The 14620-nt window shown below is 61.9% G+C and carries 13 protein-coding genes; 7 read left to right on the top strand and 6 right to left on the bottom strand.

Features of this window, described 5'->3' with window-relative positions:
* Nucleotides 1-84: 84 nt before the first annotated feature.
* Entirely contained in the window at nucleotides 85-1299 is a 1215-nt protein-coding gene (serB, locus tag ACF6ZU_RS15255) for a phosphoserine phosphatase SerB (RefSeq protein WP_392884955.1), read from the top strand.
* A 94-nt stretch (nucleotides 1300-1393) separates the two neighbouring features.
* Here the strand turns inward: serB and ACF6ZU_RS15260 are convergent, their stop codons facing one another.
* The 4 genes from ACF6ZU_RS15260 to ACF6ZU_RS15275 form a co-directional block, all read right to left on the bottom strand.
* Nucleotides 1394-3181, bottom strand: a complete 1788-nt coding sequence (locus tag ACF6ZU_RS15260; RefSeq protein ID WP_392884957.1) for a molecular chaperone — start codon at nucleotides 3179-3181, stop codon at nucleotides 1394-1396.
* A 207-nt stretch (nucleotides 3182-3388) separates the two neighbouring features.
* Nucleotides 3389-4249 carry an archaetidylserine decarboxylase gene (asd, locus tag ACF6ZU_RS15265; RefSeq protein ID WP_077045404.1) on the bottom strand — a complete coding sequence of 287 codons (861 nt, stop codon included), beginning with the start codon at nucleotides 4247-4249 and terminating at the stop codon, nucleotides 3389-3391.
* 18 nt (nucleotides 4250-4267) lie between these two features.
* Nucleotides 4268-5083 (bottom strand): rhodanese-like domain-containing protein, encoded by an 816-nt coding sequence (locus ACF6ZU_RS15270; RefSeq protein ID WP_392884959.1) that lies wholly within the window; start codon nucleotides 5081-5083, stop codon nucleotides 4268-4270.
* Between the two features lie 39 nt (nucleotides 5084-5122).
* On the bottom strand, nucleotides 5123-6661 hold the full coding sequence (locus ACF6ZU_RS15275; protein WP_392884961.1) for an HDOD domain-containing protein: 1539 nt from the start codon (nucleotides 6659-6661) through the stop codon (nucleotides 5123-5125).
* A gap of 165 nt (nucleotides 6662-6826) precedes the next feature.
* Here ACF6ZU_RS15275 and motA point away from each other — a divergent pair, with 165 nt between their 5' ends.
* A complete protein-coding gene (motA, locus tag ACF6ZU_RS15280) occupies nucleotides 6827-7678 on the top strand; it encodes a flagellar motor stator protein MotA (protein WP_392884962.1) in 852 nt (283 codons plus the stop codon).
* 3 nt (nucleotides 7679-7681) lie between these two features.
* Nucleotides 7682-8701, top strand: a complete 1020-nt coding sequence (gene motB / locus ACF6ZU_RS15285) for a flagellar motor protein MotB (RefSeq protein WP_392884963.1) — start codon at nucleotides 7682-7684, stop codon at nucleotides 8699-8701.
* Nucleotides 8702-8894: 193 nt separating this feature from the next.
* On the opposite strand, the gene rsgA is transcribed toward motB, so the two are convergent.
* Nucleotides 8895-9926 carry a small ribosomal subunit biogenesis GTPase RsgA gene (gene rsgA / locus ACF6ZU_RS15290; protein ID WP_008035286.1) on the bottom strand — a complete coding sequence of 344 codons (1032 nt, stop codon included), beginning with the start codon at nucleotides 9924-9926 and terminating at the stop codon, nucleotides 8895-8897.
* A 107-nt stretch (nucleotides 9927-10033) separates the two neighbouring features.
* On the opposite strand from rsgA, the gene orn reads away from it, so the two are divergent.
* Together orn and ACF6ZU_RS15300 are read left to right on the top strand one after the other, a co-directional pair.
* Nucleotides 10034-10576 carry an oligoribonuclease gene (orn, locus tag ACF6ZU_RS15295; protein WP_392884966.1) on the top strand — a complete coding sequence of 181 codons (543 nt, stop codon included), beginning with the start codon at nucleotides 10034-10036 and terminating at the stop codon, nucleotides 10574-10576.
* Between the two features lie 207 nt (nucleotides 10577-10783).
* Nucleotides 10784-11395, top strand: a complete 612-nt coding sequence (locus ACF6ZU_RS15300; protein WP_392884967.1) for a trimeric intracellular cation channel family protein — start codon at nucleotides 10784-10786, stop codon at nucleotides 11393-11395.
* Nucleotides 11396-11500: 105 nt separating this feature from the next.
* On the opposite strand, the gene queG is transcribed toward ACF6ZU_RS15300, so the two are convergent.
* Nucleotides 11501-12565: a tRNA epoxyqueuosine(34) reductase QueG gene (gene queG, locus ACF6ZU_RS15305; protein WP_392884968.1), complete on the bottom strand. Its 1065-nt coding sequence runs from the start codon at nucleotides 12563-12565 to the stop codon at nucleotides 11501-11503.
* A gap of 63 nt (nucleotides 12566-12628) precedes the next feature.
* On the opposite strand from queG, the gene ACF6ZU_RS15310 reads away from it, so the two are divergent.
* Complete coding sequence (locus tag ACF6ZU_RS15310; protein ID WP_392884970.1) at nucleotides 12629-14128, top strand: NAD(P)H-hydrate dehydratase; 1500 nt, start codon at nucleotides 12629-12631, stop codon at nucleotides 14126-14128.
* Nucleotides 14116-14586 carry a tRNA (adenosine(37)-N6)-threonylcarbamoyltransferase complex ATPase subunit type 1 TsaE gene (gene tsaE / locus ACF6ZU_RS15315; RefSeq protein WP_392884972.1) on the top strand — a complete coding sequence of 157 codons (471 nt, stop codon included), beginning with the start codon at nucleotides 14116-14118 and terminating at the stop codon, nucleotides 14584-14586. Before ACF6ZU_RS15310 ends, tsaE begins: the two co-directional genes overlap by 13 nt.
* The last annotated feature ends 34 nt before the right edge of the window (nucleotides 14587-14620 follow it).

Below are 14620 nucleotides of genomic sequence, written 5' to 3' on the forward strand. Positions count from 1 at the left end.
CCTAGACCGGCAAAGCGCTCACGGTGCCCGATGGTCACTGAAAGTGGGTAGAATGCGGTTTTTTTCCACCTGCGGGGGTGCGCCTTGCGCGAAATCGTCCTGATAAACATCACGGGAGTCGACCGTCCGGGTCTGACTGCGGCCATTACCGGCGTTCTGGCCCAGGGTGGTGTGAACATTCTCGACATCGGTCAGGCGGTGATCCACGACACCCTGTCGTTCGGCATCCTGGTTGAAATTCCCGGCACCGAGCAAGGCAAGTCGGTGCTCAAGGACATTCTGTTCAAGGGTTATGAGCTGGACCAACAGGTGCGTTTCACGCCGGTGTCCGAAGAGGATTACCAGCAGTGGGTCGGTAACCAGGGCAAAAAACGCCACATCGTGACGCTATTGACCCGCAAAGTGACCGCCGGGCAATTGCAGGCCGTGAGTTCGATCACCGCCAAATATGGCCTGAACATCGACCACATCGATCGTCTGTCCGGGCGCATGCCGCTGGACACGCCGGCCGACAAGGGCAAGGGTTGCATCGAGTTTTCGGTACGTGGCGAAGCGGCCGAACCGCAAGCGCTGCGAGCGGAATTCCTCAGCGTTGCCCAGGAATTGAACGTCGACATCGCCTTCCAGGAAGATTCGCTGTTCCGTCGTAACCGTCGCCTGGCGGTATTCGACATGGACTCGACCCTGATCGAAGCCGAAGTCATCGACGAACTGGCCAAGGCGGCCGGCGTGGGTGATCAGGTCTCGGAGATTACCGAGCGGGCCATGGCCGGCGAGCTGGATTTCCGTGCCAGTTTCAAGGAGCGCCTGGCCTTGCTCAAAGGGCTGGACATCAGCGTCCTGGACTCGATCGGCGCCTCGCTGCGCTTGACCGAAGGCGCGGAAACCCTGTTCGCCGAACTCAAGCGCCTGGGCTACAAGACCGCCATTCTGTCCGGCGGCTTCAACTACTTTGCCAAGCAATTGCAGGCCAAGCTGGGTATCGACTACGTGTTCGCCAACGAACTCGAAGTGGTCGATGGCAAGGTCACGGGCGTGGCGGTCGAGCCGATTGTCGATGCGCAGCGCAAGGCCGACTTGCTGAAAGAGCTGGCGCACAAGGAAGGCCTGCGTCTGGAGCAGACCATTGCGGTCGGCGACGGCGCCAACGATTTGCCGATGCTGGCGATTGCCGGGTTGGGCGTGGCGTTCCGTGCCAAGCCGCTGGTCAAGCAGTCGGCGAAGCAGGCGATTTCCACTCTCGGGCTGGATGGCGTGCTGTATCTGTTGGGCTTTCGGGATCGTGACGGGCAACTCTGAAATCATCGTTGCCTGATCGGGCCCCATCGCGAGCAGGCTCGCTCCCACATTGGAAATGCGTTTTCCTGTGGGAGCGAGCCTTACAGATTCACCTTCAAAGCGTCTGCCATAACGAATCAAAATCTTCCTCTGAACTGACCGCGCCGCTCCCCGCGGCGTTGTCGTTTTTGGCCGCCTCCAGTGACCGATAGGCAAACTGATTGAAACTGTTGGTGCTCGCCACCCGCCGATCCAGCCCGGCCCGGCGCTTGTCACCGTTGGTATTGATCAGCACCTTGTTGCCTTCCTGAAACGGTAGTCGCGGGGCGAGCAGGGTGGCCGGCAGATCGATCGCACTGATGGCCGGCAACAACAGGCCGCGCAAGTAATGGCTGTGGTCGTCACGGGTGCGCACCAGTTGCAAACCGCACGGCTCGGCATAGGGTGCGACCTGCTCGATGCCCATTTGCGTCCCGCCACCTCGCACCTGACGAATCCAGCGCACTACCGCAATGCTCCAGCCAGCCCCCGCCGAATCCTCGATGCCGACCATTTCGCCGGCCTGCAACTCGGCCGGCACTTCGCCGGGCCAGGCCAGGCAATACCCGCCCGGACTGTGATTGATCACCGGCAGGGCGTAGGTCGGGAAATCACGATTGCGGTCGGCGGCTTCGTGACTGTCATCATTCTGCAGTTGCGGGTACTCGATTTCTTCATAAGGCAGCAACACGTCGGCGGTGCCGTGTTTCGCTGCGTCGAAAGCATGGCTCCACTGGTCTCTCTCCCGGGTGACGGGCGAGGTCGCGGTGAATTGCGCACGGCCGGAACCAGGGTGTTTCAGGATCTCGTTGAACGGGCGTTGCCCGCCCAGGTAGAAATGCAGCGCGCTCATGCCCACGCAAAGCGTCAGGGTGCCTTGACTCGGGGTGCGCTGGAAACTGCGCTCGACCGCCTGGCCCCATGCAGCACTCAGGTGCTGCAGCGTATCCATGCTCAGTCCCGCCGGCACAGGCAGTGGCGAGGAACTGTCTTCTTTCTGCAAATGCGCTTCGATGGCTGCAACCAGCGGCTGTGGATCAAGCCCCAGCAAACTGGCCTGCTGTTCGGGGCGAAACTTCGACCGGTAACGTGGCCCGACGTCGAGCTCCGGCGCGACCGCAAACAACCCGTCCACCGGCGTTTCCGGGTGCAGCTTGATCAATTTGCTCCACGGCTCCAGCACTTCGGCAAGCCGTGCGATCTGGTTCTGACGCAGTTGGTTGCAACGGGCGGCGCCCAGCAGCAGGACGGCCACGTAAGTCTGTTCGATGCTCAGGGTTTGCGTCTGGCTGGCCAGCTCATCGCGCAGGCTCAGGTGCTGCAAGCGGTGGGTGCAGGCGATCCGGTACAGCTGGTGCAATTCCAGCCACACACCTTCCGGCACCGGGCAATAGAGTTCGGTTGCGCGGATCAACGGGCCGTTGAGGCAATGAATCGCCCGTTGCAGCGCCTGGGTCAACAGTTGCGCGCGGTCCTTGCTGAAGCGCGGCGCGATGCGCACGACGATCTGTTTGTAGCCGATCGCCAGATGGCTTTGCAGCGCCTGGCAGAGGTTGGCGATCTTGCGCGAGCGCTCGTCGAGCACGATCGATTGATGCAGGAAGTGTCGCTCCAGGTGCTTGCAGACGTAATACACCTCGGGCCGCAGCAGTTCGAGCAATTGCAGGCGATTGTCACTGGGCGTCAGCAACTGGTTCAGTTCGCTCAAGCCTTGATAGAGCTGGCGCGCGGTTTCGCCGATGTTGGCTTTGGGCAGGTTGGCGATCCAGCGCTTGAGGTCGCGCGGGGTGGCTTCGCAGAACGACAGACGCGCCTGTGTGGGGGCAGGGGCGCGTAACAGAAGATGAGGACTGGTCTCATTCATGCCGTGGACAAACTCCAACCGGGAAATGGGCAGTGAATGACCAGACTGTAGCAGCTATGCCCTGTGGATAGCGACGCCGAATGCTTTCTGTAGGAGCCAGCTTGCTGGCGATGGTCGTTAACGATAACGCGCCGGGTCTGGCACCCCGCGTCGTTCTCAGGTTCATCGCGAGCAGGCTCGCTCCTACAGTGATTGTGCGATAACCGATCAGGCTTTCGGCAGGCCCAGACCCTGACCCATCTGCACCGGAGAACCGGCCGCCAGTTCTTCAGCCCACTTGACCTGATCCGGCCCGAACAGCACGACAGCCGTCGAACCCAGTTTGAAGCGACCCAGCTCCGCACCTTTTTCCAGGTGGATCGGCGCGCGGGCAGCTTCGTCGTAACGGAAGGTTTTCAGCTCGCGTTTCGGCGGCGTCACCAAACCGGCCCATACGGTTTCGATCGATGCCACGATCATCGCGCCCACCAGCACCACGGCCATTGGCCCGCGCTCGGTGTCGAAAATGCAGGCCACGCGCTCGTTGCGGGCGAACAGTTCCGGTACGTTTTCCGCCGTGGTCTGGTTGACCGAGAAAATCCGCCCCGGAATGTAGACCATCTCGCGCAGGGTGCCGGCCAGCGGCATGTGCACGCGGTGGTAGTCCTTCGGCGACAGGTAAATCGTGGCGAAATCACCGCCCATGAACGGCGCAGCGTTGGCCGCGTCACCGCCGAGCAATTCCAGCACGCTGAAACTGTGGCCCTTGGCCTGGAACACGCGACCGTGCTCGATCGGGCCGAGCTGGCTGACCGCGCCGTCGGCCGGGCTGAGGATCGCGCCCGGGGTTTCGTCCAGCGGGCGAGCGCCGTCTTTCAGGGCGCGGGTGAAGAATGCGTTGAAGTGCTCATAGGCGGTCAGGTCTTCGACCAGGGCCTGGGACATGTCCACCTGATAACGCTTGGCGAACCATGCGGTGAAGGCATTCTTGAACCAGCGTACGCGGCATTCGGCGATGCAGCCGGCCAGTCGCGAGAGCAAGTGGTGAGGCAGCAGGTACTGGCTGAGGATAAACAGACGCTTGTTCATTAACTGTCCTTAAAAACCTTAAATCTCTACAGGGGTGTCGGGGTGGTTGCCCCATTCGCCCCAGGAGCCGGCGTAGCCTTTGACCCGCGGATAACCGAGGGACTTGGCCACCAGATAGGTGAAGCCAGAACGGTGGTGAGTCTGGCAGTGGGTAATCACTTCTTTGTCTTTGCTGATCCCGAGTTGTTCGAGGATCTGTGGCATGTCCGTGCGGATGCGCAGGTTGCGCGCCCGGTCCATGCCTGCGGTCCACTCGAAGTTGACCGCACCGGGAATGTGTCCGGCCTTGGCCGCCAGGACTTTCTCGCCGGAGTATTCCAGCGGCCCGCGTGCATCCCAGATCGCCAGGTCGGCGGCGCCGAGACGGCTTTGCAGGTACTCGCGCGTCGCAGTGGGTTCGTCGTGCAGGGTCAGCGCAACCGGGCCGCCGACGGCGGGCGGGATCTGGATCGACATCGGCGAGCCTTCCGCCAGCCAGGCTGTCAGGCCGCCATCGACATAGTGGTACTTACTGTGGCCGATGACGTCCAGCAGCCAGATGAAACGCCCGGCCCAACCGCCGCCTTCGTCGTCATACACGACGTAGACCGCATCGGGGTTATGGCCCAGTTCACCGAACAACGCTTCGAGTGCCGCTTGCGGCGGCATCAGGCCCGGTGCCGGTGGCTGGCCGAGTTGCGTGCGTTTCGGATCGACGAAGCGCGCACCGGGAATATGCCCTTCGGCATAGCGGGCGCTGCTGGTCAGGTCCACCAGAATCAGATCGCGGGCGTCGAGGCGAGAGAGCAAGTCGCCCGGTTCGATCACCAGCGGCAAGCCAGAGAAGTCAGACATGTGAGGTCTCCAGAGCACAAAGGGGGGGATTGTAGCGGTTCATTGGCCGCGATGGCTAAAGCTGTGCAGGGCTTTCTCGATGCACTGCGCAGTTTTGCCGAAGGCCTGCACGGTGATTTCGGAGAACGGCCCGCCACCCTGGTCTGCCACGACGATCATGATCACCCGGCCATTGTTGACCAGTGAGCGCAGCAACAGGTGTTCGCCGCTGAATTGTGAGCGCAGGCTGTTGGGCAGCAGGGCGGAAAACTGTGCGTTATTGGCCGGGGTCAGGCGCACCTGGGCCTGTTGCGCCAGCAGGCGTTGCAGCACCGTGCTCTGGCTCACCACGAAATTCAGGCCGGCCGATTCCTTGGGCAGGCCGGCAATCTGGTGCACTCGCAGATTGGCGTGCGTGCGGTCGGCCATCAGGATCATCACCCGGCGCATGCCGCAGGCGACCAGCGCGTCACGGGCGGCGTTAGTCAAGTGCATGGCGTTGGTGAAACGGCTGGGTTCCACCAGCAGCTCGGTACATTGCACGCGCCATTTCGCCAGGTCTTCGGCGGTCGGTGCCGGGGCTGGCAGCAACCCGGCGTGAATGCGGTTCATGCCCCACGGCCAGAGCAACGCAACGGCGGGGTGCCAGAGGTCCGGCATGGCGTGTCGGTGCGCACTGTTGACGGCTTGCTGGTGCAATTGCTGCTGCACCTCGGCCATCGGTATTTGCAGGTAAAGGCTGGTGAGGTATTGCCAGCGCTCGCTGTGCGGGCTGTCCCAGGCCTGTTGCGCCGAGAGCGCCAGGCCGTTGGCCAGCAACACGGTATTGGCCGGCTGATTGAGCCAGCGGCGCAGCGTCGGATCGTCGTCGAGGCGATTCTGCTGGCGCAACGGATGCTCGGAGTCACGCGCGATGCGCAGGACTTTCACCAGTTCCCGTTGCTCGGTGAGCAACAGCTTGTAACCCTGCTGCACCCAGATGGGCAGGCGCCAGATCTCCACCAGCGCCTGCGCGATATCCAGCAGGCGAACACCAAACAACTGTTTCTCGACCTTGCGTGCCGACTCGCCTTTATGGATGACCCGCAGCTCCCAGTCTTCGAGCAATTGCGGATGAGTCAGCGCCATCGGCCACAGCGGCGACAGAAACAGCAGGCTGCCCCAATGAATGTCTTGCCACAGGCGCGCCAGTCGGGCGGCGAAAAAACCGTTGGCCTGCTGGGTCGCATGCTGGCTGATCAGCTGCAGTTGGCGCAGGGCTACCGGGATCTGCTCTTCAGGCTCGGCGGGCAATCGGTCGAGCAACTCTTCGGTGCGCTTCAGACCGAGGCGATTGATCGCCACCTCAAGGTTTTCCGCCGGCGCCGTCATGCTGCCGTGGGTGTGCCGGTTGGCTTCACGAATCACGCTCAAGGCCAGCGCGGGGCTGTCTTGCATCAGGTCGGCGATGTCGCGCAGCGAACTGCGGTTATCGCGGATCGCCTTGCAAACCCGGTCATGGCTGGCTTGCGGAACCGGCAGGCGCACGCCATCGAGAAGCTTGACCCAGCCTTCGAGCGTGGTTGGTTTTGGGGCTGGAATGTTCGTTTCGTTAGCCATGGTTGGACGCGATCATCGTCTGCATTACCTGTGCCGGAGCGGGCCAAATTGGCTTTTCGCCTGAACTGGCTATAGTCTGGCGCAGTTTTGCCGATAAGTAGAAGAAGAGATTTTTTAACTTCCGAATATGACCTTGAACCCGACTCAGTAAGTGCTCCCCTACCTATGGCTAAAATTATCGGCATCATCGTCGTATTCGCGAGCGTGCTTGGCGGATACGTGCTTTCCCACGGCAAAATTGCCGCCCTGATTCAACCCTTCGAGGTGATGATCATCGGGGGTGCGGCCCTCGGTGCATTCCTGCAGGCCAACCCTGGTTACATGACCCTGCACGTGCTCAAGAAATCGTTGGGCATGTTCAGCTCGCGTTTCAACCACACGTTCTACCTTGAAGTGCTGGGCCTGATTTACGAGATCCTCAACAAGAGCCGCCGCGAAGGCATGATGGCCATCGAAGGTGACATCGAAGACGCCGCGGCGAGCCCGATTTTCGCCAAGTACCCGGCGGTCTTGAAAGATGAACGCATGACCGCGTACATCTGCGATTACCTGCGCATCATGTCCTCCGGCAACATGGCTCCCCATGAGCTTGAAGGCCTGTTCGACATGGAACTGACCAGCCTCAAGGAAGACCTGGACCACCCGTCCCACGCCGTGAACGGCATCGCCGACGCCATGCCCGGCTTCGGTATTGTCGCTGCGGTACTGGGTATCGTGGTGACCATGGCGTCCCTGGGTGAAAGCGACCAGAAAATGATCGGTCTGCACGTAGGTGCGGCACTGGTCGGTACCTTCTTCGGTATTCTGGCTGCCTACGGCTTCTTCGGCCCGCTGGCGCACGCGCTGGGGCACGATGCCAAGGAAGAACTGAACGTCTACGAAGCCATCAAGGCGTCGCTGGTCGCGTCGGCTTCCGGCATGCCGCCATCGCTGGCGGTGGAGTTCGGCCGCAAGGTTCTGTACCCGGCGCACCGTCCTAGCTTCGCTGAGCTGGAACAAGCGGTTCGCGGTCGCTAAGTCATGGAAAATAACCAGCCGATAATCATCAAGCGCGTCAAGAAATACGCGGGCGGGCATCACGGTGGTTCCTGGAAAATCGCCTTTGCGGACTTCGCGACGGCGATGATGGCGTTCTTCCTGGTGTTGTGGCTGCTGTCCACCGCAACGCCGGAACAGAAGATCGCCATCGCCGGTTACTTCAAGGACCCGGTCGGTTTTTCCGAAAGCGGCACGCCGTACATCATCGACCTGGGCGGCACGCCGACCCTGGCGCCGGAGAACACACTCAATCCTGAAGTGAAATCCCAGCCGCAGCCGGACAAGGTGACTGTCGACACCGATCAGGTCGAAGGCATGGCCGAGATGGTCGAGAAGGAACGCCTCGAACTGTTGCTGCAGGAATTGCAGAACAAGGTCGAAGAGAACCCGCAGCTGCAGAAATTCAAGGACCAGATCCTGTTCGAGATCACCACGGACGGTTTGCGCATCCAGATCGTGGACGCCGAAAACCGCCCGATGTTCGACTCCGGCAGTGCGCGTCTGAAGCCGTATTTCGAAGACATCCTGCTGGCTATGGCCGACACCATCAAAGCGGTGCCGAACAAGATCAGCATCAGTGGTCACACCGACGCCAAGCCGTACTCCGGCACCGGTGATTTCGGCAACTGGGAACTCTCGGCCAACCGCGCCAACGCGGCACGTCGTGCGCTGGTGGCGGGCAGTTACCCGGACCAGCAAGTGGCGCGCGTCGTCGGTTATGCCTCGTCCGCGTTGTTCGATCGCGAGAACCCGCTCAACCCGGTCAACCGTCGTATCGACATCATCGTGCTGACGAAGAAAGCCCAGCGCGCCATCGAAGGTTCGCAAGGTGCGGAGCCCGCTCCGGAACCGGCGCAAGGGCAGGGTGCAGCACCGGCCACGCCAGTCGATCCGAACGCCTTGCCGGCGGATAAAGAACCGCTGCCGTCCCATGAGCTGCGCGAACGCCTGAACCTGTTCGATGCCCCGGCACCGAAGCCAGGTGATCCGCCGAAGCAGTGACCCACAAAAAAGCCGACAGTGATGTCGGCTTTTTTATTTCACGGGTTTGAAGGGCGGCGTAATCCCTTGTAGGAGCCAGCTTGCTGGCGATGGACGCAAGCGCACCGCGTTGATTCAGGCAGCACGCGTTATCGTTAACCATCATCGCCAGCAAGCTGGCTCCTACAGGTTATTGCGTTTATCTCGAAACGGCTTAGTAGCTGCTTTCCGGCAAACTGGCGATGATCGAGCGATAGCTGTTCATCCGTTGCTGCTGCACGCGGCCTTCTTCCAGCGCCTTGAGCAGGGCGCAACCGGGTTCGCGGTCGTGTTTGCAGTCGCGGAAGCGGCAGGTGCCGATCAGGTCGTTGAACTCGATGAAACCCGCTTCGACGTCGGAGCGGCTGACGTGGCCCAGGCCGAATTCGCGGATGCCCGGGGAGTCGATCAGTTCACCGCCGCCGGGGAAGTGGAACAGCCGCGCGGTGGTGGTGGTGTGGGTGCCCTGGCCGGACAGCTCGGACAACGGGCCGACGCGGGTTTCGACTTCCGGCAGCAGACTGTTGACCAGCGACGACTTGCCGACACCGGACTGGCCGACGAATACGCTGATGCGCCCGTCCAGCTGTTCCTGCAACTGCTCCATGCCGTTGCCGTGGTGCGCCGACACTTCCAGCACCGGATAGCCGAGCGTGCGATACACCGCGAGCAGGGCATTCAGCGCCGGGGCGTTCTGTTCGTCGATCAGGTCGAATTTGTTCAGCAGCAGCAACGGCCGGATACCGGCGTGCTCCGCCGCGACCAGGTAACGGTCGATCAGGTTGGCGTGCGGCTCGGGCAACGGCGCGAAGACAATCACGATCATGTCGACGTTGGCCGCCACCGGCTTGAGCTGGCCACGGCTGTCCGGACGGCAGAGTTCGGTTTTGCGTGGCAGTTGCGCCACGATCACCCCGATGCCCTGGTTGCCGGCACGCCAGACCACCTGGTCACCGGTCACCAGCGCCGGCAGGTTGGCGCGCAAGTGGCAGCGGAACACCTGGCCGGCCAGATCGCCATCGAGGGCTTCGACTTCGACCTGCACACCGAAGTGCGCGATCACCAGGCCGGTCTGTTCCGGGCCCAGGTCGCCGCCCTCAAGTGCCTCGACAGCCGAGGACTCGCGTTTGGCGGCGCGGGCAGCGCGTTCGCCCTGAATCTTTTCGATGCGCCAGTTTTGACGACGATTGAGTTGGCGTTTGGCCATGGGTGTTCCGTATGAAGAATGCAGCGATTAGGTAAAACGGCCGCGAGTTTAGCACGCCCCGGCACCGCCCTAGGCTAAACTGCGCAGCATTGCCTAGGAGCCGACACATGCAAAACCCGCAGAATCTGATCTGGATCGACCTGGAAATGACCGGTCTGAACCCTGACACCGACGTCATCATCGAGATGGCCACCATCGTCACCGACAGCGATCTGAACACCCTGGCCGAAGGCCCGGTGATCGCCATCCATCACAGCGACGAAATCCTCGCCGGGATGGACGAGTGGAATACCCGTCAACACGGCGGCTCGGGCCTGACCCAGCGCGTGCGTGACAGCCGCATCAGCATGGCCGAAGCGGAAGCCGAGACCATTGCCTTCCTGGAGCAGTGGGTGCCGCGCGGCAAGTCGCCGATCTGTGGCAACAGCATCTGCCAGGACCGTCGCTTCCTTTATACGCACATGAAATCCCTGGAAAGCTTCTTCCACTACCGCAATCTCGACGTTTCGACCCTGAAGGAGCTGGCCGCGCGCTGGGCGCCGGACGTGCGTGACAGCTTCAAAAAGGGCAGCACGCACCTGGCGCTGGACGATATCCGCGAATCGATCGCCGAGCTGCAGCACTACCGCAAGCATTTCATCAAATTCTGATTGGCAATACGGTCTCTGTAGGAGCCGGCTTGCCGGCGATGGGGGCCTTGAGGACGCCATCGTCGGAACGCCGCCCGCAGCAAGCTGGCTCCTACAGGATCTGCGTTTCATCTATAGAGAGAGGCGGCGCGGTTTATCCGTGAGCGCCCTCTTTTGGTGCCACGCCGAAATGACTAGACTGCGCGCCTTCCTGCAAGGACCGCCACCATGTTGCTGATGCTTTACCTGATCGCCATTACCGCCGAAGCCATGACCGGTGCCCTGTCCGCCGGTCGTCGTGGCATGGATTGGTTTGGCGTGGTGTTGATTGCCTGCATCACGGCATTGGGCGGCGGTTCGGTGCGCGACGTGCTGCTAGGGCATTACCCGCTGACGTGGGTGAAGCATCCGGAATACCTGGTGTTGACCTCGATTGCGGCGATGTTCACCGTCTTCGCGGCACGCTGGATGCGTCACCTGCGCTCACTGTTTCTGGTGCTCGATGCCGTGGGGCTGGTGGCGTTTACCCTGATCGGTTGCATGACCGCGCTGGAAATGGGCCACGGCATGCTGGTGGCCTCGGTGAGCGGCGTGATCACCGGGGTGTTCGGCGGCATCCTGCGCGACATCTTCTGCAACGACATTCCGCTGATTTTCCGTCGTGAGCTCTACGCCAGCGTTTCATTCGCGGCGGCGTGGTGCTACATGCTCTGCCTTTATCTGAACATGCCGGGGGAACAGGCGATTCTGATCACGCTGTTCGGCGGCTTTTTGCTGCGGTTGCTGGCGATTCGTTTCCACTGGGAAATGCCCAAGTTCGTCTACAACGACGAGGCGTAACGCGTCCCCCTGTTGGAGCGAGCCTGCTCGCGAAAAACCTGAGAACGCCGCGGGCTGTCAGACTTAACGCGTAATTGTTGACGACCATCGCGAGCAGGCTCGCTCCTACAGTATCCCGTGTTGTTTCAGGGCCCACTCAACGTGTTCGCGCACCAGCTCCGACGGATAATCCCGCCGCGCCTTCAACGCTTCCAGCACCGGAATGCTCGACGGCGCATTGCCCAGGCCCACCGCCAGATTGCGCAGCCAGCGCTCATAGCCGGCCCTGCGTAACGGCGAACCCTCGGTGCTGCTGAGGAACCTGTCCTCGTCCCACATGAACAGTTCGGCGAGTTCGGCATTATCCAGGTTGTGTCGCGGCTTGAAGTCGCTTTCGCCGGATGGCCGGGCGAAACGGTTCCACGGGCAGACGATCTGGCAGTCATCGCAGCCGAAAACCCGGTTGCCGATCAGCGGCCGCAAGTCTTCGGGGATCGCGTTTTTCAGCTCGATGGTCAGGTAGGAAATGCAGCGACGTGCGTCCAGAACATAAGGCCCGACAAAGGCATTGGTCGGGCAGATGTCGAGGCAGGCGGTGCAGCGACCGCAATGTTCGGTGCTGTGCGGAGGGTCAACCGGCAACGGCAGGTCGACGAACAGTTCGCTGAGAAAGAAATAACTGCCGGCCTTGCGATTCAAGACCAGCGTATTTTTGCCGATCCATCCAAGGCCGGCCTGCTCTGCAATGGCCTTTTCCAGCACCGGCGCACTGTCGACGAAGGCGCGAAAACCAAACGGGCCGATCTCGGCCTGAATTTTATCGGCCAGTTGTTGCACGCGTTTACGGATCAATTTGTGGTAATCGCGGCCCAAGGCATAACGGGAGACGTAGGCTTTTTCCGGTTGGGCCAGGCGTTTGGCCATTTCGGTGTCGCCCGGCAGGTAATCCATGCGCAGGGAGACGACCCGAAGCGTGCCCGGCACCAGCTCTTCCGGATGCGAGCGCTTAGTGCCGTGGGCGCCCATGTAGTCCATTTCGCCGTGGTAGCCGGCTGCAAGCCAGCGCTCCAGGTGCTGCTCATGCTCGGCCAGGTCCAGGCCGCTGATGCCGACTTGCTGAAAGCCCAGCTCGCGGCCCCAGTCCTTGATGGATTGGGCGAGGGCGGGCAGGTCTGTGGTAATAGCGGGCATGAGGCGAGAGAAACCGGAGCTGAGGTGCGTATAATTCTGCCAGACATCGGAGCCCGAAGACGCATGCCGCACACTAAAGATGATTTACCCGACGCGCTGTACAGCGCCGCGCAGGTGCGAGCATTCGATGCGAGCCTGATTGCGGCCGGCACGCCGGGCTTCGAATTGATGCAGCGGGCGGCGCGGGCGACCTGGCGTGCGCTGGTCCGGCAATGGCCGACGGCGAACGAACTGACTGTGGTTGCCGGTCATGGCAACAACGCCGGTGATGGCTATCTCGTTGCGGTGTTGGCCAGGCGTGCCGGCTGGCATGTGCGCGTGTTGGCGGCGGGCGATCCTCAACAATTGCAGGGCGATGCCCGTTCGGCCCACGCCGAGGCGTTGTCCGAGGGAGTTGCCATTCAAGCCTGGAGCGCGCAATCCGAATTGCGCGGCGTGGTGCTGGACGCCTTGCTGGGCACCGGTCTGACGGGCGAAGTACGAGAGCCCTATGCCAGCGTCATTTCCGCGATCAATGCCACCGGACTTCCAGTGGCTGCGGTGGATATTCCTTCGGGGCTGTGTGCCGACACCGGGCGTGTGCTTGGCGTGGCCGTTCGGGCGGATCTGACCGTGACCTTCATTGGCTTGAAGCTCGGCCTGTTCACCGGCGAGGCGGCGGATTTTGTCGGCGAGCTGGTCTTCAATGATCTGCAAGCCTCCCCTGAGGCCTTGAGCGAGGTCGCCATCAGTGCGCGTCGCCTGTCGGCCGGCAATTTGCCGCGTCCGGCGAGTCGCGCCCCCACGGCTCATAAAGGCCGGTTCGGCCACGTCTTGCTGATCGGTGGTGATCACGGTTTTGGCGGTGCCATCCTGCTAAGCGCGCAAAGTGCCCTGCGCAGCGGCGCGGGCATGGTGTCGGTGGCCACTCGCTGCGAACACGTGCCGGCGGCGCTGGCCCGAATCCCCGAAGCGATGGTGCTGGGCACTTCGTCGGCCAATCAATTAATGGGATTGCTGCAAAAAGTTTCCGTACTGGTGGTCGGCCCCGGCTTGGGGCAGGCTGCCTGGGGGCGCAGCCTGTTGTCGGCGGCGGCCAATGCGCCGTTGCCGCAGGTCTGGGACGCCGATGCCTTGAATCTGCTGGCCTCGCAGCACGTGAAATTGCCCGACGGCTGCGTGATCACACCGCATCCGGGGGAGGCCGCGCGGTTGCTGGGGCTGTCGACGGCCGACGTTCAGGCTGATCGCCCGGCGGCGGCCCACGCATTGAGCAAAAAATATAGAGCGGTAGTGATCCTCAAAGGTGCCGGCAGTCTGGTCGCCAGCCCTGACGGGCGTCTGGCGGTGTGTCATCAAGGCCATCCGGCCATGGCCGCTGCCGGTTTGGGCGATGTGCTGGCCGGTCTGGTCGGCGCATTGCTGGCCCAGGGCATGGAGGCGTTCGACGCTGCCTGCCTGGCCGTGTGGCTGCACGCCAATGCGGGCGCGCAGCAAGGTAAATCGGGCCGTGGGCTGGCGGCCAGTGATCTGATCCCAGCCATTCGTCAGTTGTTGGAGGAGCAAGCACCGTGTCTGAAGTAACCCTGTACCTGGCTGATGAAGAAGCGATGAGCGCGTTCGGCGCCCGCATCGCAAAAACCACCGAAGGGCACGGTCTGATTTTTCTGGAGGGGGATCTCGGCGCCGGGAAAACCACCTTGTCCCGAGGCATCATCCGGGGCCTGGGGCATGTCGGCGCGGTAAAAAGTCCGACGTTCACCCTGGTCGAACCCTACGAGATCGGTGACATTCGCGCCTTCCATTTTGACCTGTATCGCCTGGTCGACCCTGAAGAACTGGAGTACCTCGGCATCCGCGACTACTTCGAGGATGACGCGTTGTGCCTGATCGAATGGCCCCAGAAGGGTGCAGGCTTTTTGCCAAAGCCCGACCTGACCATTACCATTAGCCCGCAAGACAGCGGGCGTTCGCTGAAAATTTTGTCCCAGGGCTCGCGTGGCGAGTCGTGGTGTGCCGCTTTGGCATTGGAAATCAATTAAATGATGGGGTCAGGTATGCGCTTTCGCGCGATGG

Source organism: Pseudomonas migulae, from assembly GCF_043225285.1.
In the GTDB taxonomy this organism is placed as follows: Bacteria; Pseudomonadota; Gammaproteobacteria; order Pseudomonadales; family Pseudomonadaceae; genus Aquipseudomonas; species Aquipseudomonas migulae_C.